Source organism: Stenotrophomonas sp. 28608_Sma (assembly GCF_056486185.1).
In genome coordinates this window covers 1774091-1799405 of sequence record NZ_CM151308.1, presented here as the reverse complement: position 1 = coordinate 1799405, position 25315 = coordinate 1774091, and the positions used below count along the sequence as shown (strand labels likewise).

The 25315-nt window shown below is 64.6% G+C and carries 34 protein-coding genes, 1 tRNA gene and 1 pseudogene; 21 read left to right on the top strand and 15 right to left on the bottom strand.

Features of this window, described 5'->3' with window-relative positions; translation table 11 throughout:
• Positions 1–77: 77 nt before the first annotated feature.
• From ACZLHH_RS08465 to ACZLHH_RS08445, 5 genes are all read right to left on the bottom strand, one after another.
• Positions 78–395, bottom strand: a complete 318-nt coding sequence (locus tag ACZLHH_RS08465) for a helix-turn-helix domain-containing protein (protein ID WP_197578046.1) — start codon at positions 393–395, stop codon at positions 78–80.
• Complete coding sequence (locus ACZLHH_RS08460) at positions 392–2287, bottom strand: phage terminase large subunit family protein (RefSeq protein ID WP_478478767.1); 1896 nt, start codon at positions 2285–2287, stop codon at positions 392–394. The genes ACZLHH_RS08465 and ACZLHH_RS08460 overlap by 4 nt, the downstream gene beginning before the upstream one ends.
• A gap of 26 nt (positions 2288–2313) precedes the next feature.
• On the bottom strand, positions 2314–2967 hold the full coding sequence (locus ACZLHH_RS08455; RefSeq protein WP_478478766.1) for a hypothetical protein: 654 nt from the start codon (positions 2965–2967) through the stop codon (positions 2314–2316).
• 342 nt (positions 2968–3309) lie between these two features.
• Complete coding sequence (locus tag ACZLHH_RS08450) at positions 3310–5562, bottom strand: DUF5906 domain-containing protein (RefSeq protein ID WP_478478765.1); 2253 nt, start codon at positions 5560–5562, stop codon at positions 3310–3312.
• Positions 5563–6131: 569 nt separating this feature from the next.
• The gene (locus ACZLHH_RS08445) at positions 6132–6662 is read right to left on the bottom strand and encodes a hypothetical protein (RefSeq protein ID WP_134950898.1); all 531 of its coding nucleotides are present in this window, start codon (positions 6660–6662) and stop codon (positions 6132–6134) included.
• 68 nt (positions 6663–6730) lie between these two features.
• On the opposite strand from ACZLHH_RS08445, the gene ACZLHH_RS08440 reads away from it, so the two are divergent.
• The 3 genes from ACZLHH_RS08440 to ACZLHH_RS08430 all read left to right on the top strand — a co-directional run bounded on the left by ACZLHH_RS08440 (position 6731) and on the right by ACZLHH_RS08430 (position 8033).
• Positions 6731–6961 (top strand): hypothetical protein, encoded by a 231-nt coding sequence (locus tag ACZLHH_RS08440; protein ID WP_154354674.1) that lies wholly within the window; start codon positions 6731–6733, stop codon positions 6959–6961.
• A 225-nt stretch (positions 6962–7186) separates the two neighbouring features.
• Positions 7187–7741 (top strand): hypothetical protein, encoded by a 555-nt coding sequence (locus tag ACZLHH_RS08435; RefSeq protein WP_229298189.1) that lies wholly within the window; start codon positions 7187–7189, stop codon positions 7739–7741.
• Entirely contained in the window at positions 7713–8033 is a 321-nt protein-coding gene (locus ACZLHH_RS08430; RefSeq protein ID WP_459056897.1) for a hypothetical protein, read from the top strand. Before ACZLHH_RS08435 ends, ACZLHH_RS08430 begins: the two co-directional genes overlap by 29 nt.
• A gap of 33 nt (positions 8034–8066) precedes the next feature.
• Here ACZLHH_RS08430 and ACZLHH_RS08425 read toward each other — a convergent pair whose 3' ends face one another.
• Positions 8067–8471 (bottom strand): DUF4124 domain-containing protein, encoded by a 405-nt coding sequence (locus ACZLHH_RS08425; RefSeq protein WP_229298237.1) that lies wholly within the window; start codon positions 8469–8471, stop codon positions 8067–8069.
• A gap of 6 nt (positions 8472–8477) precedes the next feature.
• A pseudogene (locus ACZLHH_RS08420) lies at positions 8478–8606 on the bottom strand (DUF4124 domain-containing protein); the annotation flags it as partial.
• Between the two features lie 246 nt (positions 8607–8852).
• On the opposite strand from ACZLHH_RS08420, the gene ACZLHH_RS08415 reads away from it, so the two are divergent.
• The 18 genes from ACZLHH_RS08415 (at position 8853) to ACZLHH_RS08330 (ending at position 17020) form a co-directional block, all read left to right on the top strand.
• Entirely contained in the window at positions 8853–9077 is a 225-nt protein-coding gene (locus ACZLHH_RS08415; RefSeq protein ID WP_032969469.1) for a hypothetical protein, read from the top strand.
• Positions 9074–9439 carry a hypothetical protein gene (locus ACZLHH_RS08410; protein ID WP_197610020.1) on the top strand — a complete coding sequence of 122 codons (366 nt, stop codon included), beginning with the start codon at positions 9074–9076 and terminating at the stop codon, positions 9437–9439. The genes ACZLHH_RS08415 and ACZLHH_RS08410 overlap by 4 nt, the downstream gene beginning before the upstream one ends.
• The gene (locus ACZLHH_RS08405; protein ID WP_176698904.1) at positions 9436–9585 is read left to right on the top strand and encodes a hypothetical protein; all 150 of its coding nucleotides are present in this window, start codon (positions 9436–9438) and stop codon (positions 9583–9585) included. The genes ACZLHH_RS08410 and ACZLHH_RS08405 overlap by 4 nt, the downstream gene beginning before the upstream one ends.
• Before the next feature lie 2 nt (positions 9586–9587).
• Positions 9588–9908: a hypothetical protein gene (locus ACZLHH_RS08400; RefSeq protein WP_004152669.1), complete on the top strand. Its 321-nt coding sequence runs from the start codon at positions 9588–9590 to the stop codon at positions 9906–9908.
• Between the two features lie 14 nt (positions 9909–9922).
• Positions 9923–10195, top strand: a complete 273-nt coding sequence (locus ACZLHH_RS08395) for a hypothetical protein (protein WP_180844958.1) — start codon at positions 9923–9925, stop codon at positions 10193–10195.
• On the top strand, positions 10192–10518 hold the full coding sequence (locus tag ACZLHH_RS08390; protein ID WP_197610018.1) for a hypothetical protein: 327 nt from the start codon (positions 10192–10194) through the stop codon (positions 10516–10518). Before ACZLHH_RS08395 ends, ACZLHH_RS08390 begins: the two co-directional genes overlap by 4 nt.
• Positions 10515–10754, top strand: a complete 240-nt coding sequence (locus tag ACZLHH_RS08385) for a hypothetical protein (RefSeq protein ID WP_197610017.1) — start codon at positions 10515–10517, stop codon at positions 10752–10754. The genes ACZLHH_RS08390 and ACZLHH_RS08385 overlap by 4 nt, the downstream gene beginning before the upstream one ends.
• On the top strand, positions 10751–11140 hold the full coding sequence (locus tag ACZLHH_RS08380; RefSeq protein ID WP_197610016.1) for a hypothetical protein: 390 nt from the start codon (positions 10751–10753) through the stop codon (positions 11138–11140). The genes ACZLHH_RS08385 and ACZLHH_RS08380 overlap by 4 nt, the downstream gene beginning before the upstream one ends.
• Entirely contained in the window at positions 11137–11868 is a 732-nt protein-coding gene (locus ACZLHH_RS08375) for a hypothetical protein (RefSeq protein WP_197610015.1), read from the top strand. Before ACZLHH_RS08380 ends, ACZLHH_RS08375 begins: the two co-directional genes overlap by 4 nt.
• A gap of 39 nt (positions 11869–11907) precedes the next feature.
• Complete coding sequence (locus ACZLHH_RS08370) at positions 11908–12459, top strand: Lcl C-terminal domain-containing protein (protein WP_478478764.1); 552 nt, start codon at positions 11908–11910, stop codon at positions 12457–12459.
• Between the two features lie 74 nt (positions 12460–12533).
• Complete coding sequence (locus tag ACZLHH_RS08365) at positions 12534–12929, top strand: four helix bundle protein (protein ID WP_197610013.1); 396 nt, start codon at positions 12534–12536, stop codon at positions 12927–12929.
• Positions 12926–14293: an RNA-directed DNA polymerase gene (locus ACZLHH_RS08360; protein ID WP_459056896.1), complete on the top strand. Its 1368-nt coding sequence runs from the start codon at positions 12926–12928 to the stop codon at positions 14291–14293. Before ACZLHH_RS08365 ends, ACZLHH_RS08360 begins: the two co-directional genes overlap by 4 nt.
• Complete coding sequence (locus ACZLHH_RS08355; RefSeq protein ID WP_197610011.1) at positions 14290–15177, top strand: phiTE_015 family protein; 888 nt, start codon at positions 14290–14292, stop codon at positions 15175–15177. Before ACZLHH_RS08360 ends, ACZLHH_RS08355 begins: the two co-directional genes overlap by 4 nt.
• The gene (locus ACZLHH_RS08350) at positions 15174–15425 is read left to right on the top strand and encodes a hypothetical protein (protein ID WP_197610010.1); all 252 of its coding nucleotides are present in this window, start codon (positions 15174–15176) and stop codon (positions 15423–15425) included. Before ACZLHH_RS08355 ends, ACZLHH_RS08350 begins: the two co-directional genes overlap by 4 nt.
• Positions 15418–15975, top strand: a complete 558-nt coding sequence (locus tag ACZLHH_RS08345) for a phiTE_072 family protein (RefSeq protein WP_197610009.1) — start codon at positions 15418–15420, stop codon at positions 15973–15975. The genes ACZLHH_RS08350 and ACZLHH_RS08345 overlap by 8 nt, the downstream gene beginning before the upstream one ends.
• Positions 15968–16147: a hypothetical protein gene (locus ACZLHH_RS08340; RefSeq protein WP_478478763.1), complete on the top strand. Its 180-nt coding sequence runs from the start codon at positions 15968–15970 to the stop codon at positions 16145–16147. The genes ACZLHH_RS08345 and ACZLHH_RS08340 overlap by 8 nt, the downstream gene beginning before the upstream one ends.
• Entirely contained in the window at positions 16135–16716 is a 582-nt protein-coding gene (locus tag ACZLHH_RS08335) for a hypothetical protein (RefSeq protein ID WP_478478762.1), read from the top strand. Before ACZLHH_RS08340 ends, ACZLHH_RS08335 begins: the two co-directional genes overlap by 13 nt.
• Before the next feature lie 55 nt (positions 16717–16771).
• The gene (locus ACZLHH_RS08330) at positions 16772–17020 is read left to right on the top strand and encodes a helix-turn-helix transcriptional regulator (protein ID WP_180859975.1); all 249 of its coding nucleotides are present in this window, start codon (positions 16772–16774) and stop codon (positions 17018–17020) included.
• 42 nt (positions 17021–17062) lie between these two features.
• Here the strand turns inward: ACZLHH_RS08330 and ACZLHH_RS08325 are convergent.
• The 8 genes from ACZLHH_RS08325 to ACZLHH_RS08290 form a co-directional block, all read right to left on the bottom strand.
• Positions 17063–17155, bottom strand: a tRNA-Ser gene (locus tag ACZLHH_RS08325).
• A 78-nt stretch (positions 17156–17233) separates the two neighbouring features.
• The gene (gene csrA, locus ACZLHH_RS08320) at positions 17234–17437 is read right to left on the bottom strand and encodes a carbon storage regulator CsrA (protein WP_004152909.1); all 204 of its coding nucleotides are present in this window, start codon (positions 17435–17437) and stop codon (positions 17234–17236) included.
• A gap of 147 nt (positions 17438–17584) precedes the next feature.
• Positions 17585–20233: an alanine--tRNA ligase gene (gene alaS, locus ACZLHH_RS08315; protein WP_180844143.1), complete on the bottom strand. Its 2649-nt coding sequence runs from the start codon at positions 20231–20233 to the stop codon at positions 17585–17587.
• Between the two features lie 109 nt (positions 20234–20342).
• Positions 20343–20834 (bottom strand): recombination regulator RecX, encoded by a 492-nt coding sequence (gene recX / locus ACZLHH_RS08310; protein WP_005409024.1) that lies wholly within the window; start codon positions 20832–20834, stop codon positions 20343–20345.
• A 110-nt stretch (positions 20835–20944) separates the two neighbouring features.
• Positions 20945–21982, bottom strand: a complete 1038-nt coding sequence (gene recA / locus ACZLHH_RS08305; RefSeq protein WP_005412937.1) for a recombinase RecA — start codon at positions 21980–21982, stop codon at positions 20945–20947.
• A gap of 203 nt (positions 21983–22185) precedes the next feature.
• The gene (gene lexA, locus ACZLHH_RS08300) at positions 22186–22821 is read right to left on the bottom strand and encodes a transcriptional repressor LexA (protein WP_005412936.1); all 636 of its coding nucleotides are present in this window, start codon (positions 22819–22821) and stop codon (positions 22186–22188) included.
• Positions 22822–23033: 212 nt separating this feature from the next.
• The gene (ubiB, locus tag ACZLHH_RS08295) at positions 23034–24716 is read right to left on the bottom strand and encodes a 2-polyprenylphenol 6-hydroxylase (protein WP_180844179.1); all 1683 of its coding nucleotides are present in this window, start codon (positions 24714–24716) and stop codon (positions 23034–23036) included.
• Positions 24717–24750: 34 nt separating this feature from the next.
• A complete protein-coding gene (locus tag ACZLHH_RS08290; protein ID WP_010484249.1) occupies positions 24751–25245 on the bottom strand; it encodes a CinA family protein in 495 nt (164 codons plus the stop codon).
• Between the last annotated feature and the right edge of the window lie 70 nt (positions 25246–25315).

Genomic DNA, 25315 nt, shown 5'->3' with positions numbered 1-25315 from the left:
GTGAGGCATCCGCGAGATCATGGATGCCAGTTTCCTGATCAAGTGCGGGTGAGTCTCGGGGAACTCACCCGCACCCCCTACTCATTGGCGCAAGGCTCATCAAGCAAGCGGTACAGCGTCCGCCTGTCGATCCTGAACCTCCTACACAGCGACCGTACTGACTCCTGTTCCTGCATTCCTTTCCGGATCTCATCCACAGGGTAGGCACTGCTTTGCATGCTGGCGGGGATGTACAGATCCTGGGCTGGGTACTCCTCGACAAGATAGGCCACCACGGCCTCCACAACGCTGCGTATATCGTCGCTGTCACATCGCAGGCGCAGCGCGGCGCCGACCGCGAGTTCCTCCGTCAGCTCACTGATTCGCACCTTGTTTCGGACTGTGTTCCTGCTCACCACTGCCTCCCCATGCCGCGAGGCTGCGCAGGCCGTTGCCGGCGAGGCACACTCGATGTTTCACGGGAATCAGTGGGAGCGTCGGCCTCCGACGCAGCAGATGGAGTTTCGCGTGAAACGCTCTCGCTTGGCGGCGCAGCCAGCCGTTGTTCCAGAAGGTCCCAATCGGAACGCGTGAAGCGGTTGATACGGACCTCTGGGTGATGGGTCGCCGCGTAGGCATACACCCATGTGTCCAACGGCTCGTTTCGGGTCACCTTCTTCTCAAATCTATTCTTGACTGGGTTGTAGACCTCCGACACCAGGCCCGGGAAGAACTCCTCGGGCAGCTGGTCACTGAGGTGGACCATGCGATTCTCGGGCTTGCGCTCGGCGTCGGCCGACAGACGGCTGTAGAGGTAGTGCTTGGCTGCAACGGTCCCCACGTGGTTGATGGTGATGCCGCGCTTGTCAGTCTTGCCCTTCCAGGTGACGTCAGCCAGCTTGCCCTTGGACAGCACAGGAGCGTTGTTGGGTACAGCACCAAAGATGCACATTGGTCGGGTGATGCGTCGCTGACGGACGTAGTTCTTTACGGCCTCGGTGCGGTGGCCACCAGCGTCGATGGCGACCGCCATTGGTCGTAGCAAAGCACCGTCCACCCGTTCAATGGCGCGATTGAGAAGATCCGTCAGCGCAACCCACACTGCTTCCTCGGCCGGATCTCCCTGCAGCTCCACGTAGTCCAGCGTCCATGCGGTCATGCCACGCCCCCAGCCAACGGTGTGGACCGCCAGGCGGCCATCTTGGGTATCGACACCCACTGTGATCGCCAGCACCCCGAGCGGAGCCGAGCGCAGGGCATATGGCTCGGCGCGATCCTTGATCACGTTGTGCTTGACCGCGCGCATCGACGGGTCTTCCCACGTCTCGGCCAGCCGGTCATTCACGAAAGTCTTGAGGGAGGCAGGATCACCCTGCGCCTCCAGCCACTCCTTCACCAGGTCCAACCAGCGCGGCCCGAGGCCAAACTGGTAGTACAGGCAATTAATGGTGTAGCCGCGTATCGGCGAATCAGGGTTGGCCGCCACCCAGCGCCCGTTGGCGATCATGTCGGTCTTGAAGTGTTCCTCGATGGCGACACCGCACTCGCAGCACGCGTACCACGCGTGGCTCTTGTCGGGCGACCACACCAGGCCGCTCCACTGCAGCGCCTGGTAATGGCCGCAGTGGGGGCACGGCACGTGATACCGGCGCTGGTCGCTCTTGTCGTACAGCTTGGCGATGCGGCTGAGCCCAGCGATGCCCGGCGTGCTGATGTACTGGCGCTTGTAGGTGGTCGGGAAGGACGACGTGCGGCCGTCCAGCATCTTCACTGGGTCGTCGCCGGTGGAGAGCTGCTGCGGCGCCTCATCGATCTCATCCACCTGCAGGTACTTCACCGTCGAAGACTTCAGGCGTTGCGGGCTACCCATGTGCTCCACGAACAGCTGGCCGCCGGCGAAGTCCTTGAACGTGCGCTGGTTCGCGCTGTCCCGGCTGGCTGTGCTGGTCAGCGCCTTCTTGACCGCTGCGCACACCTCGATCATCGGGTTGAGCTTCTGAGCGATCCACTTGTTCATGGACACCTCACCCGGCAGCGCGTACATCATCGGGCCCGGTGCATAGTCCATCCAATAGGCCATGGCATTGGTCGCCAGCTGGCTCTTGCCGAACTGGATCGGGAACATGCAGACCTGGTCGTGCACCGGGCTGCGGGCAGACATATTGTCCATCGGCTCACGCAGTGGCGGGTTGCGGTCCGTGACCCAGCGCCCGGGCTTGCTGCCGCTCTTCGTGGAAAGACGCATGTGTTCGTCGCACCACTGCGACACGCTCATGGGCCGCCGCGGCTGTAGCGAGCGCGCCAACACCGACGCCAGGCAGCTCTGTGCCTCCATCATTCAGCAGCCTCCGCTGCCTTGGCCGCCAACGTGCGGAAGCCCTGGCTCAGTTCTTCCAGGGCGTGGCTCACCTCATCCCAGACCAGCCGGCGGCACCCGGCCTCATCCAACGTTGCCGCCAGCTGCGGCGCCAGCGTGTCGGCCAGGCGTTCCATCGCACCCCGGAACGTCGTTGCGTGCTCAGCGAGGAACGCCTCCACGTCTGCGCGGGGCAGCAACAGCCCCAGCTCCTTCTGCAGCGCGATGTGTGCCATGTGCGCGTCGGTCTCGGCCTTGTCAGCCAGCGCCTTGGCCTTGCGCGCGGAATCCAGGGTTTGCGGGCGGCCGAGGCGCGGCCTGCCGCCCTGGTCGTCATCGCCGTCGTCGTCATCGTCGACGTCGAAATCCCCCTCTGCCTGAGCCGCGGCATCCCCACCCCCCTCCTGCACCAGTGCAGAGCCGCGTGATTGGGCGTGGCGGTCAGCGACAGCACTGTAGGCCGGATCAACGGTACCGCTATACAGCGCCAGGGAGGCGGCCTTGAGGTAGCCTTTGCCGCCTTCGGCCACGACCACCCTGCCCTTCTTCTTCAGCTCCACCACGTAGGACGGCTTGCAGCCGATCAGGGAGGCCAGCTCTTTGCCAGTGATCGTCACGTCATCCTCAGCCATTGCTACCCCCTACTCCATTTCCTTCGAAGATTGTTAAAACGGAAAAATGCGCGCGCGCGAGCATGTGCGGGCTGTGCGGTGACCTGTGCGGCTTCGGGACGAGACTGAATCGCTGCGGCAGTAGGCGTGTGCGGCACGTGCGGGATGTGCGGGACCCCATATACACGCGAGTGCCTGCTAGGCGTTTGTGGCGGGAACGATCACGCTCACCCGCGCCCGCCCATGTAGGCCGAATCCCGCACATCCCGCACACGCCTACTGCTGCAAGAGATTCACGGCAATTCAATGCCCGCACATCGGCCCGCACATCCCGCACGCGCCGCACATTGATGGGTGTAGTGATCACGCACGCCCCTTGTAGTCGGAGAACATGCGACGGAAGGACACGACCTGGTCTCCCAGCCATGCTGCCTCTGTCTTCCCGTCAGGCACGGTGCAGTTACCGAGCATCAGGAAGCCGTGAGGTCCGTTCACGCTCTGCTCGATCTGGTAGCGCTTGCGCGCCCGATCGGGATGGGTGATCTGGCGCTTGCGCACCAGCGCGTTGATGAACTTTGGTGACGGCGCCGGGCGCGGCAGGCCCTCTCGCGCACACCAGGCCTTATAGACCTCGTACCACTCCTTCGAGAGCGCCGGCATGGGCTTGAGCCCGGGGATGTCGTCGCCGTAAAGCTCGTCCAAGAACCGTTGCGGGCTATCCTGGCTCAGGCCAATCAGCTCCTCTTTCGCCTGGGTCATCGGCGGGTTGGTGCCATTGGTGAAGCCAGTCAGATCCACCTGCAGCAAATAGTGGTGCAGTGCCGCCGTGGCGCCATTCCGGATATCGGCCAACACCGCGGTGTAGAACTCTTGGCTGAGCTTGTCCGGCGTCCAGATCACCGCGTGACGCCGGTCATCCTCCTCCAGCACGACAGGCATCGCCTCGTTGGAGAGGAACACCAGGTTCGCGTGGTTGTCCTCCTCGTAGGCCTGAATGTTCTTCGGGTTGATGCGGATGCGGTCGCCCGTGATCAACGCCTTGAGCTTGTTCTTCAGGTGGTACACCTCGGTGCGTGCGACCACTTCGTCGGCCAGCAGGAACAGCTTGCGGCTGGCCCAGTCATTGAACTTGTCTTCCAGCGCCGCCTGGTCCAACACGCGCCCATAGTCACCGTAGAGCTTCATGTACTCATCGAAGAACATGTTCTTGCCGGTGCCCTGCGGACCATGAATGACGATGGTCGATTTCATCTTGGCGCCAGGATGCTGCAGCGGGTAAGCAAGCCACTTGACCACCCAGTCGTACAGCGCCTTCTGGTTGGCCTCGTTGCCGCACATGTGCCAGAGCAGCTGCAGCAGCCGGTCGCAGTTGCCCTCTTGCGGTACGGTCGGCCAACCGGCAAAAAGGTTGCATGTCACCCCTGGCTTCTCGCACGAGGGGTCGAAGTCCACTTCGCGTACCCGCACGATGGACCGATCCGAATGCTCCATCCACGCCCGGTGCAATTCCTTGCGCACGCAGGCATCGCGCATGTCGCCCAGTGCGACCAGCATGTGTTCTTTGTGGTCGAACACCGTGCCGCCCTGCCCATAGACCAAGGCGAAGCGCTCAAGCAACTCGTTCAGCGAGTGGATCGGTGCCAGGCGATCATTCCCCTCGCCCCCGTTGCTGGTGATGGAAGGCGCGCGTTTTTCGGCAGGCACCCGCCATGACAGCTCCGTGAGGCGAGCTTCGACCTGCGACCGTACGACGTGCAGGCCCTCTTGGGCGTGCAGATCGTTGAAATCGCTGATCTTGCGGCCACTGTCGATGAAGCGCTCACGCCTGCCCGACTCATCGGCGAAGACCGGGTGCAGCACCGCTCCGCCCACGTCCAGCGCTGCAGCCTCGGCACCGAGTAGGCCGGCATTCGACGCGCCATGCGGCTGCGCGCACGATGGGCAGAACTGCGGATGGTCGGCCAGCACCAGGCGGCTCTTGCAGTGCCGGCACTTCTGCAGCACGTCGTCATCAGCACACAGCAGCATCTTGATGCCGCGATAGCGCTTCGCCAGGGCCGAGGCGACGGCCAGCATGTTGCCGGCGTCGAACGCCACTGCCACCGGGTAGCCCGTCGCCATGTGCAATGTGGCCGCCGTGGCATAGCCCTCGGCCACCAGCAGTATCCACTGAGGACTTCCTCCGATCAGATGGAAGTGACCCTTCTTGACCATGCCTGCCGGCCAATACTCCTTGGCTGGCTTGCGCCCTGCTGCGGCAAGCTTGGCGCTGCGCAGCACCTGCAGGCCATGCACCTGGCCGTTCACGTCCAGCAGCGGCACAAGTGCTGCGCCCGTGGTGCCATAGCGCAGGCCGAAGCCCTGCACGCCCTTGCTGACCAGGTAATCAGCCTCGCCAACTGCATTGGCCTTGGCCCAGGCGGACGACGCCCGCTCTGCAGCCCGCTTCGCTTGGGTCTGACGGGCAGATTCCGCACGGCGGCGGTCCTCGGCCAGCCGATTGCGCAGCGCTTCGCGCTGTTCATCGGAGAAGGTCTTGTCGCGCTTGCGCAGATCGACCTTCGTTGCGCCGTTCTCGTTGCCGTGCCAGACGCCGTATGTGCCGACGACCAGCACTTCGCCAGCCGAGGTGTTCAGTTCGTGGAGCGCGTACCAGCCGCGGCGCTCGCGTGAGCCCTCGACGCGACAACGGACCATGCGTCCGGTGGTGTCCAGTTCGGTGATCAGCAGGCCAGCGGACTGCAGCTGCTGCAGCACATCCCCATAGTTCTCAGACATTCAGTAGTTTCCCGAGCCGCTATCTACCCAGGAAATGCGCGTCTGAATACCCGCGTTCGTCAGGTCCAGGGAGGACCCATCGCTGGTATCAAGAATGCCTCTCAATGCCTGAGCGGATTCAGTAGCGCGGCCAGCACGTGGCCTTTCACAAGCCACCCGGGGGGATGGGGCCGAATCAATGCTTGCGTGGTACATCAGGGTTCCCCAAAGGCAGGCAGTGCTGCCGGTTGTCTTGCTGCTCTTGTCGCTGGCGGATGCGCTCGCGCTCTGCCAATGCCTCATCGCCTATCAGTCCCGGCACCGCGTCAGTTCGCGCGAGTGCTGCGAGTTCCATGGCATGCCGCGCAGATGCGCTGGCTTGACCACGCCGTCGATGCCTGGATCGATGGGCGTGGTGGTTTGGCACGTCAGTCCTCCAAACCCTGCCGCGCTGCCGCACGGAACGCGTTGCGCTCCAAGCGGTAGCAGAGCCTGCGCACCTCGCGCGAAAGATCCTGAAACCGATCCGCCTCAGGGACGGTCAGCCGCTGGTCGGCCAGAGCATCGATGCCCGCACCAGCCAATGCCCCTGTCAGCTTGTGCAGCTCCAGCAGCTTTGCCCGGATCGCGGCCAGCTCATCAGGCCAGCCCCCCTTGGGCGGCGGCGGCACGTAATCGACCATCAGGTCGTATTGGCCTGCGAGGGAGCACACCCAGTCAGTGGCAATCTCCTGCGTACCGACGAACAACTGCAGGTAGTCCGTCAGGATCTCTGCCATCTCCATAGAAACCGACTCACCATCGATGCCCCGAAGCTTCTTCCGAAGCGTCTCCGCCGATATCGACTTGCCACGGCGCTTGCTGATGTGCGCTGCCGCATCCTGCAGCCCGCCAGGGGCGCGTGCCACTGCGTTATGCAGGGCATCCCGCCAGTACAGGTCAGAGCGGAGGCAGGTCATGCTTCCCCCTGAAATACGCCATTGATCATCGTGGGAAGGCTGGTTGCAGGTGCTGCAACATTGGCGCCATGACAGAGATCATCAGCTTTCCGCAGCGCATGCGCTTCACCGCGATCCGCACGTACGCCGCCGCTTCGGGTTGCGGCGGCGTGGTCGCGGTGCTGTTCGCACCGGCGAGCCTGGCTCCTGCAGGCCGGCGACTTCATACCGTTTCAGCCGGCCAGATGTCAGGGCGGATTGCTGCCAGTGCCAGCGGCTCGCATCCCAACGAACTGCCGATCTCAACCGACGCCAGCTGAATCTTTCGCGCCAGGGTCGGACTGGGCTTCTTGTTCCTCCATCCAGTTGCGCACTGCCACAGGTAGCCCTCAGAACTGCCGGTCATGGCAGCGAGGCGCCGCTTACGTTCGGGATCCGAAATGAAGGTGAGTAGGTCCATAGGGGTTGTATTTAGCCCGCAGCTATATCGCGTTGTCAACCTACTGGCGAAACAACAGTGTTTAGCTACTAGCTACGCTTCCGGTATGGATGCCATTACCGCCAGACACATCAACCTTCAGGCCCTGGTCGCCACACTCAAACCCCAACTGGGGACGCAGAAGGCGATCGCCATCCATCTGGATATGGCTCCCTCCTACCTCAACCAGCTTCTGAGCGGGAAGAAATTAGGGGATGACGCCGCGCGCAAGATCGAGCGCGCAGCCGGGTTATCACATGGCTGGCTGGACCAACCAAGGTCCGACGACGCTGCTGCAGGTGCGGCTGCTGCCGGTTCTCAGGATCTGCGAATCGACCCTGAGATCATCGCCTCCGCGATCAGGCTCGTGAGGCTCACGTTCGCCAACCTCGGGATTGAGGACTTCAGCAATGAAGAAGACGGTACGCCACTGGCTTATGCCTACGAGTACCTCTATCACCGAGGTGAGGCGACGGTAACACCCGATAACCTGATCGACTTCAGCAAGGCTCTTGCGCAAAGGCTCAGGGAGAAGGATGGAGAACCAGAAGAAGGAACCCCCGGCCGCCGGGACACTCGAAGCATTGGCCCTGGTGATCGCCCAGCGCGTCGTAAGGCGTGATGGGCAAAAGCCGAAGCTGCGCTTGGTAGAAGCCCCTAGGCCATCAACCGTCGATAACGTAACGCGAGACTGCATACTCCGTCGTATCCGCTGGCTCCGCGATCACTACAACCTCGGCTGCTTGATCGATCAGGCAACGTTCAACACGCCAGGAATCGACTGCCTTGAAAACGATGCATTAGTGCGTCTGCATCGGGAAATGGAAGCCGCCAGGGAGTGCTGCATGGATGGCGTGCCATTGGATGAAGCTGGCTTCATCAGAGACGTTTCCATACAGGACACCTGGATCTGAACCAAGGCAAGTGGGCGCGCTAGGCGCCCACTCCTATGGCGTGCCGGTACCAGAGTACTTTTCCCGCGTGGCGCGCTCACGCTCACTACGAGCTTCGCCACACCGCCTCCTGGCTTCGGCCATCTGGCTGTCAGCCGAAATCCTTTCCGCTGTCTGGGCCTGCTGCAGGCTCGCAATCTGAGACCGTATCCCAGACGCGTACGTGGCGCCTGCAAGGTTATTCATTGCGGTGGCCAGTTCGCGGTTTAGAGCAGAAATCTGGCGTGACATATCCCGCCCCCGCGCGTTGACCGGGCCGTAGATCCTGCTTTGCTCCGAAGACAGGCAGTTGCGTTCGGCTATGCCGGCATCCGCAAGCTCTGTCGTTTGATACACCGCCGCGCGATTGGCAGCCTCGCCCGAACTTTCCGTGGAAGCTCGGTTAGAACGCAGCTTCATCGGCGCTGCGCCTGCTGAACAAGGGGCTTGCGAGTAGACCGTCTCCCCGTTTGCCCCCTTGCACTTGAACACCTCTGCCGAAACCCAAGGCGAAACTGCAAGCGCAACCCCTAGCACCACCAACCTGCTCAACATCGCAGCCTCCCTGGCCCCTGTATGCCTGGGAATTATCGGGCGTGCCCATCCCTTTTTCAGCACCAGACGGAAAATTTAGCCGCCAGCTATTGCAATGATGATTTAGCTGTGGGATAAATTGTCTCGCCGGCCAATGACCGGCGGGCGACCGGCGGGTCGCCACCTGCCGGTCCTTCCCCTGACCGGCAGTAGCCGCCCCCTCGGCCACTGGACCCGCCGGCGCCCTCCTTCGAACAGGAGCGCGCCATGTCTCATCGCTACGCCGATCCAAGCCCCTGCCTGCTGCCGTTGTTGGCCGTGAAGGCCCTGCGGGCCGTGGCAGCACGCGATCACAGCACCGCCCGAACCCTGTGGGTTCGCAGCAAGGGCGAGCACAGCCGCAACCAGCTGCGCCGCTCCCGGCGCATGGGCGTCGCCAGCCTCCGCCTAGAAGCCTTCTCGCGGGACCTGTCGGCCGAGGTGCGGGCATGACGCGCTGCGCATTTGTGGGCGAACGGGAACAGGTACACGAAGTACACATGACCGGCGCGTGCACCCTGACGATCACATATGACCAGGGCGAGCGTCAGTTCTCGCTGGCCCTCCGCCGCAATGCGACCGCCCGACAGAAAGCGCGCGGCATTGATGGCGCCACATTGACCCAGCTCACCCTTCTACCGGACCGCCTGATGGGCATTCGGAGGGACAGCCGCGGCCATCTATTGCTTAAAGCGGAGAGCACCATTTTCTGGGTGCCCGAGAAGGAAGCCGAGGGCCTCAACAAGTGGCTCAACCTGTTGAACCGCCTGCTCCTCGCATCTTCTCAGTCCAGCACCGACGGAGCGACGCAATGAGCCGCCGCCTCCGCATCGCCTGGCTAGCAGTTGCACTTCTGGCTGCCGTTGTCGTGCCGCTGCGCATCGCCGAGATCCACGGCGCCCACGCCGACCGCAATGCGGCCAAGGCCCGCTGGGCAACCAGCAGTTCGGTGAGGGGCTGACCATGCGCCAGACCTCCCGCCCGCTGCCTGCATCGGTTCCCTCCTGCGGCCACGGCCACCGCCCGCAGATCGTCACCACCAGCGGCGCCCCCACCGGCCATCGCCTGGGGACGGCTTGCCCCGACCTGGTCCACATCGAGTGCCACCGCTGCGGCATCGCGACCCGGCCGGTTCCCTGCGACCGTGCCGCGTTGGCCGAGCTGCGCTGGACCGACAGCACCTTGGCCCACTACCGCATTCCGATCTCCCACCTCGCCCGCCACCGCGGCGAAGTGCTGGCCGAACTCGCCTCAGCCGCCCCTTCCACCTCCATCGCAGCCTGACCAGGAGACACGCCATGACCGCCGCACTCAAGCCGAAAGAACGCGCCGCGCTGCTGGCAGCGCATGCCGCTTCGGACCACGCACTGCACCGCACCCGCGCCGGTTTCGCGCCCACGAACCGACCGGAGAGGGTCTTCACCCGCCGCGTCATGAACTGGCTGGATGAGCGCGTGCTGATCCGGTACGACGACCCGCAGCTGCCGCGCAAGGCGACCTTGACCGCCACCGGCATCGCCGCCGCCGAGGCAGAGATCGCCAAGGCACGCGACCTGGCGCTCACGGCATGAGCATGCAGCCCGTCCTGCCAGTGGAGCAGCAGTTCGCCACCGGTCACCAGGGCGAGTCGCTCGTGCTGATGGTGTGCCAAGGCTGGCTATGGGCCGGCCTCTACACCGCTGCGCCACGCGAGTCGCTCCTGAAGGTCGCCGCCAGCGCCAGCCGGAGCGTGGGGGTATCGCACCACTCGCTCACCCTCGGCGGCGTCACGTTTTCCCTCAACCGACTTGCCGCACAGGCCGCGCATCGCTGGCTCGACCGCCAGGGCGTGCGCGTTCGTTCGATCTCCCCCAACCACCGCGCTACGCGCCGCACGCGAGGAATCGCCGCATGAACCGTTCTGTTGTCATCTACGAGCCGCAACGCTGCGGCAAAACCACCAACGCGCAGGAGCTGCGCGAGCACTTCGGCATGAAGGACGTATTGGACGATTGGGATGGCCACACCGCGTATCCGCTCCACGACACGCTCGTCCTAACCAACAATGCAGATGCGATCGCGCACGTCACGTCGCGCGTTCTTCATCACGGATGCGCAATGCGCGAACTGCTGGCGGCGGCGCGCGCATGAGCGAATCGCACCCGGCAACCGTCACAGAACCCGGCAGGCCCGGCAGTACCTACTCCGATGGCCCGGCATGGCACGCCTTCGGCCTCAGTCGCGCGGCCTACCACGTGGTGCCGCGACGCACCCTGCAGTCGATGCCGGTCGAGTGGCAGGCTCGCTTCGTAGCGCTGATGCAGGAGGCGCGTCAGACGCTGCCTGATGAGGCGTTCCCCGAGTACCAGGTGATTCGGCTCAAGGACGGCAAGTACGCCAACGACCCCAACTGCCGGTACCGACGCACGCCGCCGTTTCCCTGTCGCCCTACCGACGAAGCGCATGCCGTCTGCAATGCACCGCTCGCCGGTGCCTTCGTCAACACCTTCACCCAATTCGATCAGGCCCGCCAATGACCGCAAACACCACGGCTTTGCCGACAAACTGCCCCGTCCTGCGCGACGCATTCAACACGATCAACGCGATCGCGGTCGAGGCCGTGTGGCTGCCTAACCAAGCGAAGGCCATCACTCTCGCCCAGGCCCAGAACGCGCTGCGTGATCTGCACCACCGCCTCCCGCGCTTGCAGGATCTGCGCGTGTTCGAAGCCCCCGTAGCCGCGTATGTCTCGACGCTGCGTTGCAGCCTGCAGGACGGCGACACGCCGCTCTGCGATACCACCCGTGCCCGACTGGCGCAGGCGACTGAGCTGCTGGAGCTGGTCAGGAATCAGACCCGCACCATGATCGATCCAGCCGACCCGTGGCGCGGCCTGTACCACCCGAGTCGCCTCCCAGCGCGCAATGCCGACGGCGAGATTCTGTGCCACCCCGACGTGCCCGTGTGGGCTGACGGTCGCGAGGTATCACTGCGGCCGCTGTTCCTTGCCCAGGGCTTCGACCTGGTCGTGATCGAGGGAGAGCCTTCCGAAGAAAGCATCGGATCTGGTGTCTACAACGCCGCACAGGAACTGCACGACTGGAACCCGGAGGCACCTGGCGAGGACTGGCGACTCGCGTGGCTGGGCGAGACCGAGGACGGCCTTGCGGCCTGGTTCGTGCGGCCCCTGGCAATCGAAGCGCTCAACAAGCGCGAACTATCCACCCCCAAGCAGGCACATCACACCAAGCACCACGCGGCCTGATAGCCGCACTTCAACGCGACATCCATCAAGGAAAACCCAATGAACGCCATCACCATCCGTACCACGGGTAACGCGGAGATCTCCATCTCCAACGAAACCATCCAGCCTAGCCGCCTGAGCGATCTCGCCGCCAGCGAATTCATCCAGCGCCAAGAGGCAACGGGACATACCAAGCTCTTTGCCAACGGTGATAGCGCCGACGGCAGCGACCCGCGCACCGACCACGTCGCGGTGATCGACCACGCCACCGGCCTCATGTGGGCGATCAAGTCCATCGGAGACAGCGACGGCGACCCGATGAGCCAGGCCGACTGCGAGAAGGCTTGCAGCGAGCTGCGACTGCTGGGCTACGACGACTGGGGAATGCCGACCCGCGCAGAACTTGCCGCCCTGGTCGATGACACCCGCCATGAGCCGGCCATCGATACCTCGCTGTTCCCCGGCGTGCTGCCCCGCTGGCACTGGACCAGCACCCCGGCCGCCTGGTCCTCGGCGTCCGCGTGGTTCGTCAATTTCGGCTACGGCAGCGTCTACGACTACCGCCGCGGCGGCTACGGGTTCGCGTTGGCCGTGCGTCGTGCCGGTCAGTGATTTGATTTTCTGCTGAGGCTTTCCCGATGACCTCTCGTTTCCAGCCCCCACCCATCATCAAGGCCGCCGAACGCATGGCGGTCGAGATCGATAACGCTGTGCGCCGGTTCGGCCGCTACCACCGCTACCAGATCGGTAGCGACCTGCGCGCGCGTGCCCAGCAGGTGTTCATCAACGCCAACAATGCTTGGCGCGAACGCGCCGACCAGGCACGATGGGTGGCGGTGCTGGTTCGGGATATCGATGCCCTCAAGCAGCTCCTGCAGATTGGCAAGGGGGTTGGCGCCTTCGCCAGCTTCCGCCAGTTTGAAATGCTTATCCGCCTGGCCGAAGAGCTGGGCATGCAGGCCGGCGGCTGGCGCCGCCGCCTGCGCGAAGTCTCCCATGCCCAGAATGCGCAAGCCGATGGCGTCGCGCAGCGCGGCAAGAAACTGAGTACCCGTACCGCCCTTGCGGGGGCCAACTCATGACGAAGCCGCACTATCCGCATCCGGGCTGCGCGGCCTGGTCGCAAGTGTATGGGGAGGCGGCCGCCTGGTCCTCGGCGTCCGCGTGGAACGTCAATTTCAACAACGGCAACGTCAACAACAACCACCGCAACAACAACGGGTTCGCGTTGGCCGTGCGTCGTGCCGGTGAGTTTCAGGGAGAGGTAGGCCTGCAGGAGTTGTACCAGGCATGGCGGCGTGCGCGCCGCCAGAAGGTTCCGAGCTTCAACCAGTTGCGCTTCGACCACCGCTGGGCCGATGGGCTGCTGCAGCTGCAGCGCGAGCTGCTGGCCGGCCGCTGGGAGCCACGGCCCTCGACGTGCTTCATGGCAACCCGCCCGAAAGCCCGCGAGATCCATGCGCCGGACTTCGCCGACCGCGTGGTGCACCACTGGCTGGTGCCGCAACTGGAAGCGCTATGGGAGCCGACGTTCATCCACGACAGCTACGCCAACCGCAAGGGCCGCGGCAGCCATGCGGCTGTGCGCAGGGCCCAGCAGTTCGTGCGCCAGGTGCACAGCGGTCAGGGCGGCGGCTGGTATCTGCAGCTGGACGTGGCCAACTTCTTCAACAGCATCCACCGGCCAACCCTGTGGAGGATGCTGCGCAGCCGGCTGCGGCGCCGTGGTGCACCGCTGATCGTCCAGCGGGCCACCCATGCTCTGCTGCGCCGGTCGCCGTTGCATGCCGGCGTCCAGTACCGCGCCACCGCCGCCGAGCAGGCACAGGTGCCGCCGCACAAGCGGCTGGCCAACGCCCCGGCCGGGCGCGGCCTGCCGATCGGCAACCTGTCCAGCCAGTTCTTCGCCAATGTCTATCTGGACGCGCTGGACCAGTTCGCCAAGCACGTCCTCAAGGCCAAGCGCTACCTGCGCTACGTGGACGACTTCGTGCTGTTCCACCACGACCGCGCGCAGCTGGCGACCTGGCGCGACCAGATCGAGGTCTTCCTGCGGGATCGGCTCGGGCTGAGCCTGAAAGCCGAGCAGAAGCTCTGCCGCCTCACGGACGGCCTGGACTTCCTCGGTTACGTGATCTACCCGACTCATGCCCTGGCTCGACGCCGAGTGGTTGGTCACCTGCACACCGCGCTGGCCGAGTGGGAAGGCATGCACGTTCAGGGCGACAAGCTTCGCGCCACGCCGGCCGACTTCCGCGATCTTTCCAACCGCATCGCCAGCTTTGCCGGCCATCTGCAGCACGCCAGCAGCCACCGACTGATGCGCCGTGTCCATACCCGATTCCCCTGGCTGCGCTCAGCAACCCGTCCGCGACGGTTCAGCCACAAGGCAGAGCGGCGCATCCATTCGATCAAGTGGCACCAGCACAAGGAGCAACAGGCATGAGTAACGACAACAAGACCCTGGCGGAAGTGCGGCCCGGTGGGAGGGTGAGGCTGGGGGATCAGGCCGAGCGGGCGCGGTTTGAGGCGTGGCCTCACGCACGTGAATTTGAGATCCAGAAAGACGGAAGCGGCGAATACCTGTCCGAGGTAACCCACGGCGCGTGGCTAACTTGGAAGCATCTCTCCGCCCAGCCCTCCCCGGGTGGTCAGGATGCGCGTACGCAGTTCGAGGAATATCGAGGCGGCGATTTTGAGCGTGACGCGCAGGGCTACTACGTGAACGCTCGCACCGCTCAAGATTGGGCGATGTGGCAGGCAGCACTCGCCGCCCGCCAGCCGTCCAAGCAACCGTATAGCGTTGCTCTGGGCGAAGCAACGGAATTCTGCACCCAGAAGGCCGCCCGACAGCCGGTGGGGGAGCCGGTGTGCAGCGGCGGGTTCGTGATCTCCAACGGCAGCGGCGAGAAGTACATGGCGTGGGGGCAGGTGGGCCCCGAATGGACCGCAGACAGGTCGGCAGCGCTGTGGCTGGTTCGTCGTGCGGATGCTGAGGCGCTGGCGGCAGAGAACGAAGACGCATGGTCCATCCTTCCGGTTGAGCGTTGCGCGCTGCCGCCGAACGGCTGGGCGTGCACGCTGGCAGATGGCCATGAGGGTCCGTGCCCGACCATCGCCGCCCCGCCCGCGCAGGCCGTGGACCTGGGTGGGAATGAAGGTTACGGGACCCGCTACGTGCCACCGGAGCAGGCATTTGACCCAGGACAGTTCCGGGAATCTGTTGAGCGACTGAAGGATGATGCCCTGCACGAACGTGACCCGGGACCGGCGGTAAACGCCTACAACCGTGTGCTGGCCCTGATCGACAGCCAGGCGGTGGGCAAATGATCCTGACCAATCTCACCATCAGGCTGGAAGAATACGGCCCGAACAAAGGCAAGCACAGTGGCAAGGCCACATTCTCCGGAGAGGCTGGAACCGTCATCCTCAACCTCAACGATCACCACATTGAGGAGATCTTTCGCACCTGTGCCGAGAGCATCGTCGAGACCTCAAAGGCTGCGGCGCGGCACCTCACGCACAAGGTCATTGAGCACCAGAAGGCCGTCCACGGCCCGGAGGTGCGCAATGCCTGAGCAGACGATCACCCATATTGTGGTGAAGAACGAGCAGGCTCGCGAGCATGGGACCTTCTTCGTTGTGGAAGGCTGCGAGCGACACAGCAACGGTGACATCCGCTATTGGGCCCAGCTGACCTGCAACACCGTCTTCGGCATCGTGGGTACGTTCTTCGGGTCCATGGGGTCGCCGGCCGCGCAATTCCTCAGCCACTGCAACAAGGACTACATCATCGGCCGGCTGTGGGGCCTGCAGTCGGACGTGTACGACGGCGGCGTGGCGAAGAAGAACCTGACCAAGTGGGTACTGCAGGAACGCAGGCGCATCGAGATTACCAACGAGGAAGCGCGCGAGCTGCTGATGGACATCGACCTCGCCGACTTCGAGACCGAGTTCGGCTTCCAGTCGCTGGTCTACGGCCACCGCCACTTCTATCAGGCCTTCTCCGAGGGCGGCGGCAGCGACTACAAGGTGCCCAACCCGCAGGCCGAGGGCTTTTGGGAGCATCTGTGGCCGGGCTTTCTGGCCGAGCTGGCGGAGCGCGCAGAGGCGGCTGCCCATGGCTGACCAGCTGCTCACCACCGCGCAGGAGGAGTCTGAGCGGGCAATTGGTGTCTTGGAGGAGATTGTTTCGGCTATCCAAGAATCGTGGACCGGGCCTCACCGTAAGGCGGTTCATGTCGCGATGAACATCGCGCTGGACAACTTCAAGAAGGAGCTTCGGAAATGCGCGTCCTGATTGCCTGCGAGTACAGCGGCGCCGTACGGGATCAGTTCCTTGGGGGGGGGCACGAGGCGATGAGCTGTGACCTCCTTCCGACCGATGTTCCAGGACCGCACTACCAAGGCGACGTGCGCGACGTGCTGGACTACCCGTGGGATCTGATGATCGCGCATCCGCCTTGCACCCACCTTTCGGTCAGCGGCGCGCGGCACTTCGAGGCCAAGCGCATGGACGGCAGGCAGCAGTCGGCAGTGTCGTTCTTCATGATGCTGGCGAAGGCCGACATCCCGATGATCGCCATCGAGAATCCGGTTTGCATCATGTCCTCGATATGGCGAAAGCCGGACCAAGTTGTCCAGCCATGGCAGTTCGGTCATGGCGAAACCAAGGCCACCGCGTTGTGGCTGAAAGGACTGCCCCGCCTGACGCCGACCAACATCGTGGAAGGCCGCGAGGATCGAATCCACCGTATGGCGCCCGGCCCTGACCGCTGGAAAGAACGCAGCAAGACCTACCCCGGCATTGCTGCAGCGATGGCCGCCCAGTGGGGATCAATTCTGCACCTGCGGAGGATGTCCGCATGAACACCGCCACCGAGCAGCTGCGCGCTGCGCTGGCCACGAACTGAAGGAGGACAACATGGCTACGAACAAGACGCGCGAGATCACTGTCGCGGAACTGCACGCCGACCTGCAACCGATCGAAGTCGTCGCAGTGCGCACCAGCTTGGGCCACTCGTCGATCTATCGCAGGGTGAAGGAAGGCACGTTCCCGAAGTCGTACAAGATCGGCGCGCGTGCGGTATGGTTGAAAGAGGACATCGACCGCTTCATCGCTTCGATCACGCATCCACAGAATGTGGGTCAAAGCATGGGACGCGCGGCCTAGAAACGAAAAAAGCCCCTGAAAACAGGGGCTTAGTTCTTAACTTGGCGGAGTGAGAGGGATTCGAACCCTCGATAGAGCTTTTGACCCTATACTCCCTTAGCAGGGGAGCCCCTTCGGCCACTCGGGCATCACTCCGGGGTTTTCTCCGCGTCTGGTGCGTTGCACCTCAGCGGGGCGTGAATCATAACGTTAATCGAGTGCGAAGGTAAAGCGTTATTCGGCAGAATTTTCGCTACCGGTGCCACCGGCTTCGTCACCGCGCTGGATGCGCTGATAGATCTCTTCGCGATGCACAGCGACGTCCTTCGGCGCGGTGATGCCGATACGCACCTGGTTACCCTTGACGCCAAGCACGGTGACGCTCACCGAGTCTCCGATCATCAGGGTTTCGCCGACGCGGCGAGTCAGGATCAACATTTTTGTAAGTCTCCATGGAACCGTGTGGAAGGGTATCCCCCACCGGCTTGACGCTCCGTCAAGAAGCGCTACCACGACAAAGGGAAAAGATTCGCAATGGTACCGTCAGCCGTCCCGCTCCTACAAGGAGGGGGACGGCCAGGTTCATCACAGGCGGGGGCTGACCCATTCGACGACTGCAGCCAGCGCAGTGGCAAGGGCGGGCCCGTCCTCGCCACCACCCTGGGCGAGGTCCGGGCGTCCGCCGCCCTTGCCCCCGATCTGACCGGCGATATGGGACAACAGTTCCCCGGCCTTGACCTTGCCCATTGCGCTGCCGTTCACACCCGCGACCAGGGCGGCCTTGCCGTCCTGGGCGCCGGCCAGCACGATCACCGCATCGCCCAGCTGCTGCTTCAGGCGGTCCATGGCGTCACGCAGGGCCTTGGCATCGAAGCCCTCCAGGCGGGCAGCCAGCACCTTCACGCCGGCAACCTCGACGGCCTGGCCGGACAGGTCGGCGGTGGCGCCAGCGGCAACCTTGGCCTTCACGGCTTCCAGCTCGCGCTCCAGCTGCTTCTGGCGCTGGCCGAGGGCACGGATCTTCTCGACCACGTCGGCAGCGCTGCCGCCGAGCAGATCGGCGGCTTCGGCCAGCCGAGCCTCTTCGGCGTCCACGTAGTCCAGGGCGCCCTGGCCGGTGACCGCTTCGATACGGCGCACGCCAGCGGAGACACCGCCTTCGGAGGTGATCTTGAACAGGCCGATGTCGCCGGTGCGGTTGACGTGGGTACCGCCGCACAGCTCGGTGGAGTAGTCACCCATCTTCAGCACGCGCACGTGTTCGCCGTACTTCTCGCCGAACAGGGCCATCGCGCCGAAGTCCAGCGCTTCCTGCATGGCCATGGTGTGCACTTCGGCAGCGTTGTTGGCACGCACCTGCTGGTTGACCTTGCGCTCGATCACGGCCAGCTCTTCCGCGCTGATCGGCTGGAAGTGCGAGAAGTCGAAGCGCAGGCGATCCGGCGCCACCAGCGAGCCCTTCTGCTGCACGTGGGTGCCGAGCACTTCGCGCAGGGCGGCGTGCAGCAGGTGGGTGGCGGAGTGGTTGAGGATGGTGGCGCCACGGCGCTCGCCATCGACCTGGCCGGACAGCACATCACCGACCTTCAGGCCGCCTTCGGACAGGGTGCCGACGTGGCCATGGAACTGGCCGGCGAACTTCTGGGTGTCTTCTACCGCCAGGCGCACGCCGTTGCCGGTGAGCACGCCGGTGTCGCCGACCTGGCCGCCGGACTCGGCGTAGAACGGGGTCTGGTTGGTGATCACGATGACCGCATCACCGGCATCGGCCGACTGCACCGGACGACCGTCCTTGAGCAGGGCCAGCACGGTCAGGCCGTCGGCCTGCAGGCGGTCATACCCCAGGAACACGGTCGGGCTGAGGGTCGCCACCAGCTCGGCTGGCAGCGTCACGCCGCCACCGAACTTGCCGGCCGCGCGCGCGGTCTCGCGCTGCTGCTCCATCGCGGCGTCGAAGCCGGCAATGTCGACGGTCAGGTCGCGCTCGCGGGCGATGTCCTGGGTCAGGTCGAGCGGGAAGCCATAGGTGTCGTACAGGCGGAACGCGTCAACACCCGGGATCACACCATTGCTGGCCTTACCGGCCACATCCTCGAAGATCTTCATGCCGGCATCGAGGGTTTCGGCGAAACGCTCTTCCTCGGCCTGCAGCGCACGGGTGACGGTGTCCACTGCCGCCGGCAGTTCCGGGTAGGCCTCGCCCATCTGCTCGACCAGGGTCGGCACCAGCTTGCTGAAGAACGGCTGGCGCACGCCCAGCATCCAGCCGTGGCGCAGGGCGCGGCGGATGATACGGCGCAGCACGTAGCCGCGGCCTTCGTTGGACGGCAGCACGCCGTCGACGATCAGGAACGAACAGGCACGGATGTGGTCCGCGATCACGCGCAGTGACTTGTTTTCCAGGTCGGCGGTGCCGGTCAGCTCGGACGCCTTGCGGATCAGCGCCTGGAACAGGTCGATCTCATAGTTGGTGTGCACGTGCTGCAGGATCGCCGCCAGGCGCTCCAGGCCCATGCCGGTATCCACGCACGGCGCCGGCAGCGGCACCAGGGTGCCATCCGGCTGGCGGTCGAACTGCATGAACACCAGGTTCCAGATTTCGATGAAGCGGTCGCCGTCCTCATCCGGGGAGCCCGGGGGGCCGCCAGCGATATGGTCACCGTGGTCGTAGAAGATCTCGGTGCACGGGCCGCACGGGCCGGTGTCGGCCATCTGCCAGAAGTTGTCCGAAGCGAACGGTGCGCCCTTGTTGTCGCCGATGCGCACGATGCGCTCTTCCGGCACGCCAACCATGTCGCGCCACAGCGCGTAGGCCTCGTCGTCGGTCTGGTAGACGGTGACCAGCAGGCGCTCGGCCGGCAGCTTCCAGACCTGGGTCAACAGCTCCCAGGCCCAGGCGATCGCGTCCTTCTTGAAGTAGTCGCCGAACGACCAGTTGCCCAGCATTTCGAAGAAGGTGTGGTGGCGTGCGGTGTAGCCGACCTGGTCAAGGTCGTTGTGCTTGCCGCCGGCGCGCAGGCAGCGCTGGACATCGGCCGCGCGCACGTAGCTGCGCTTCTCCGCGCCAAGGAACACGTCCTTGAACTGCACCATGCCGGAGTTGGTGAACAGCAGGGTCGGATCATTGCCCGGCACCAGCGGCGCCGACGGCACGATGGTGTGGCCTTTGCCCTTGAAGAATTCAAGGAAGTCGCTGCGGATCTGGGAAGTCGTGAATTTGGCGGATGCGTTCATTGGGGGCTGGCAGTCTGCGGGCCGGCGGACCCGGACCACCGGCCGCGTTGGCCAGGGTCGCGAGGGACCGCCGAAAACCTAAAGGGTATCAGGCCCGGCGCCGCCAGTCTCAGTCATCCGGGTCGTAGCGGGTTGCGCGGCGGATGCTGTCGCCGTCGAAGCCCCGTCGGGCCAGCAGATCGGCGGCCTTGCGCCGCTGCGTCAGGTCCTGCGGGCCGGCCTCGCCAAAGCGTCGGCGGACCAGATCACGGGCGTTTTCCTGCCAGTCGCCTTCGTAGCTGTCCATCGCTGCGGCAATCGCGGCACTGTCCAGGCCGTGGGTCCCCAGCTCGGCGCGGACATGGATCGGCCCATAACCGGTGTTGGCGCGCATCCTCACCAGGTTCTCGGCAAAACGGGTGTCGTCCTGCCAGCCGGCCTCGGTCAACTTGGCGACAGCGGCCTGCGCGGCTTCGTCTTCGATGCCACGGGCGGTCAGCTTGCGGGTGAGTTCCTTGCGCGAGTGCTCGCGGCGGACCAGCAGGCCCAGCGCCCGTTGCACGGGGGTCTGCTCACGCGGCCGGCGCTTGCGGCCGGTCGGAATGTCTTCGGCGTCGGACATGGGTACTCCAAGGGTGGCGCCATCCGTGGCGCCCAGCCCATCCCTGGGCGATTCGAACCTGCGGGACAGGGCGACGTCACTGACGGCGCCACCCTGCCCCACAGCAAGCCTTATTCGTCTTCGCCTTCGTCGTCGCCTTCCTCGCGGGCCGCTTCGGCCGGCTGGAATTTCTCGCGCAGCTCGGCCTCGAGCTTGGCGGCGACAGTCGGGTTGTCGCGCAGGTAGCCGCGGGCGTTGTCCTTGCCCTGGCCAATGCGTTCTTCACCGTAGCTGTACCAGGCGCCAGCCTTCTCGACCAGCTTGGCATCCACACCCATGTCGATCAGCTCGCCTTCACGGCTGATGCCTTCGCCATACAGGATCTCGGTGATGACCTGCTTGAACGGAGGTGCCAGCTTGTTCTTGACGACCTTGATCTTGGTCTGGTTTCCGATGATCTCGTCACCCTTCTTGATCGCGCCGATACGGCGGATGTCCAGGCGGACCGAGGCGTAGAACTTCAGCGCGTTGCCACCCGTGGTGGTTTCCGGGCTCTGGCCCGGCATCATCACGCCGATCTTCATGCGCAGCTGGTTGATGAAGATCACCAGGGTGTTGGAGCGCTTGATGTTGCCGGTCAGCTTGCGCAGCGCCTGGCTCATCAGGCGCGCCTGCAGGCCTGGCAGCTGGTCGCCCATCTCGCCTTCGATTTCGGCCTTCGGGGTCAGCGCGGCAACCGAGTCGATCACCAGGATGTCGACCGAACCCGAACGGACCAGCATGTCGGCGATTTCCAGCGCCTGCTCACCGGTATCCGGCTGCGACAGCAGCAGGTCGTCCACGTTCACGCCCAGCTTGGCGGCGTAGATCGGGTCCAGCGCGTGCTCGGCGTCGATGAAGGCCGCGGTACCGCCCATCTTCTGGCATTCGGCGATGGCCTGCAGGGTCAAGGTGGTCTTGCCCGAGGATTCCGGCCCGTAGATCTCAACGACACGGCCCTTCGGCAGACCACCAATGCCCAGCGCGATGTCGAGCATCAGCGAACCGGTCGGGATGGCTTCGACGGGTTCGACCACGCGGTCGCCCATGCGCATCACCGAGCCCTTGCCGAACTGCTTTTCGATCTGGCCCAGAGCTGCAGCGAGGGCGCGCTTCTTGTTCTCGTCCATCGGATTGGTCCTTGCAGAGGTCGTGTCGTTGGAGGTGCTGTCTTTGGGGGTCTTCTTTGCCATGGGTTCACTTTAAGTCGGACGTATCGCACAGGCTGAGATTCTGCCCGGCGCTCTGAAAAGAATTATCGGACATCCGTACCAACCTCAGTGGAACCAGAGAATCGCCACAAAAGACCGCGGGTAATGCGCCATGGAACGGGTCAACGGTTGGGCCGCAGCAGGCCGCAATAGAGGCCCTCGATAGCGAAGTCCTGATCCGGCAGTACCTCGATCGGCTTGTAATCGGGATTGCGCGGCAGCAGGCGGATGCGATCCTTGGCGATCTTCAGCAGCTTGACCGTGATCTCGTCATCGATGCGGGCCACCACGATCTGCCCGGAATGGGCGTCGCGGGTGCGATGCACGCCGATCAGGTCACCGTCGAAGATGCCCTCGTCGATCATCGAATCGCCCTGCACCTTCAACAGGTAATCCGGTGCCGGCGAGAAGAACACCCGGTCCAGCACCACGAAGTCGTCCGAGCCGATATCGGCACCGATCGGCAGGCCAGCTGCGACACGGCCCAATACCGGCAGGCGCAGGACGCTGTCGGGCAGGCCCGGCTCGGCCAGCTTCTCGACCGGTGGCGCCTGCACCAGACGGATGCCGCGGGCCTGGCCCGGGATGCGACGGATCGCACCGGCCTGCTCCAGGGCTTCCAGGTGGTACTGGGCCGCGCGCACGCCCTTGAAGCCGAACGCACGTGCGATTTCAGTCTGCGACGGCGGCGCGCCTTCGCTCTCGATACGCTCGGCGATCAACTGCAGGATCGCCTGCTGGGTGTCGGTCAGGTCCATGATTAGTAGTATTACTACTAATGATCGGGACTGCAAGTGCCGGGGGCGACACGGCGACAGCTGTAGTGCCGAGCCCTGCTGGGCGATCGTCGCTGGGCTTGGCCTGGCTGGCAGAGACAAAGGCAGAGCAAAAGCAGCCGACCAGCGGTCGGCTCTACAGGAATCGCGCAGCGATTCCGCGGTTCCCGCTGGGAACCGCTGCGGCAAGCACACTACGTGTGCTTGCCGCTTCTCCATATCGAAAACAGGATCCACACGCCGCAGAAGCCGGCGCCGATGAAACCGCACACGCCCAGCGCCAGCAGCCAGCGGCTGGAAACGCCACCAACGCTGTGCATCACGATCGACGAGCCGATGATCAATGCAGCGGTGACGATGCCCATCACCAGCCGGTTCGCGGCGCGGTTCACCTGCTCGCCGAAGCCCTGCAGCGCGCTGGTTTCCACCTTCAGCTGCAGGCGCCCACGGCGGGCTGCCTGGACCAGCTTGCGCAGGTCGCGTGGCAGTTCGCCGGCGAAGTCGACCAGGCCCAGCAGGCTGCGGCGGCCGCGCTTGAGCAGGGCCCTGGGCGCATAGCGCTGCAGTACCACCCGTTCCAGGAACGGGCGCGCGGCGCTGGCCATGTCGAAATCCGGGTCCAGCTGCCGCCCCATCCCTTCCAGTGTCAGGAACGCCTTGATCATCAGCGCCAGGTCGGCCGGCAGGGTCAGGCTGTAGCTGCGCAGCAGCTGGGTGATGTCGCCCAGCATCAGACCGATGCGCAGGTCCTTCAGCGGCACGCCACGGTACTGGTCGACGAACTGGCTGATGTCGTGCTGCAGCCGGTTCTCGTCCACTTCCACGCCACCCGCCCAGTCCAGCAGCACGTCGGCCACGCCCTGCGGATCCTGCTCGACCAGCCCGTGCAGCAGCTGCGCCACCTGGAAACGCCGCACTTCCGACAAGGCGCCGACCATGCCGAAATCAATCACGCCGATGCGGCCATCACGCAGGTAGATGATGTTGCCCGGGTGCGGATCAGCGTGGAAGCTGCCGTCCTCCAGCACCATCTTCAGCACGATGTCCGCACCGCGTCGCGCCAGTTCGCGCCGGTCCAGTCCTGCCGCATCAACGCCAGCCAGATCACGCCCTGGAATGCCGTCGACGAAGTTCTGCACGTTCAGGCTTTCGCAGGTCCACTGCCAGTGCACGCGGGGAATCAGGATATCGTCTCGGCCTTTGAAGTTGCGCGCGATGCGCTCGGCATTGCGGCATTCGGCGGCAAAATCCAGCTCGCGACGCAGCGACACGGTGAACTGCTGCACCACCTCGGCCGGGCGGTAACGACGCAGGTCCGGAAGCCGGGCTTCAACGATTTCGGCCAGGCGGGCCAGCAGCCGCAGGTCGGCCTCGACCACATCGCGGATGCCGGGGCGACGCACCTTCAGCACCACCTCGCGACCGTCATGCAGGCGCGCGCGGTGGGCCTGCGCCAGCGAAGCGGCGGCCATCGGGGTTTCATCGAGGAAGGCGAACACTTCTGAAGGCGATGCACCCAGGTCGGCCTCGAGCTGCTCGCGGATATCCGCGTACGGCAGCGCCGGCACCGCGTTCTGCAGTTCGGAGAGCTCGGCGATCCATTCCGGCGGCAGCAGGTCGACGCGCGTCGCCAGTACCTGGCCGAGCTTGACGAAGGTCGGGCCGAGATCCTGCATCGCGCTGCGCACGCGCACCGGCGCGGTCATCCGCAGCAGTTCCTGCCGCTCCTCGTTCCAGTGCAGCAGGCGCCCTGCCCGCTCCAGCGTGCTGGCCAGGCCGATGCGCCGCACCACATCGCCGAAGCCATAGCGGATCAGGACGACGGCGATTTCCTGCAGTCGGCCCAGGTCACGGACCGTGCCCAGCGTTTCCCACATCATGCGTGCTCCGGACGATTACCGGAGCAGCATGTCACAGCTGGGCGTCGATACCGCGCAATGCCGCCGCCACGGTTTGCCGGCGGATGGCTTCGCGGTCGCCATCGAACTGGAACAGCTCGGCACGGGCATAGCCGCCGCGGCGCTTCCAGCCAATCCAGACGCTGCCGACCGGTTTGTCCGGGCTGCCGCCACCAGGACCGGCGATGCCGGTCACCGCCACGGCGATACCGGCGCCGGAATTGACCAGCGCACCGGACACCATTTCCAGCACGGTTTCGCGGCTGACCGCGCCGAACTGCTCCAGGGTCTGCGCACGCACGCCCAGCAGGCGCTGCTTGGCCTCGTAGCTGTAGACCACCATGCCGCAGTCGAAGAACGCAGAGGAACCGGCGATATCGGTCATGCACTTGGCGATCCAGCCACCACTGCAGCTTTCAGCGGTCACCAGCTGCAGCGAAGCCTGCTGCAGGCGCTGCCCGAGCGCGGCGGACTGGGCATTGAGTTCAGCGTCGGTGGGAATGGACATCGGCATGACGGTGGGGTGAAGAACCTGCACGTTGTACCGCAGATGACAGCTGGATGTCGCGCCCCTCCGG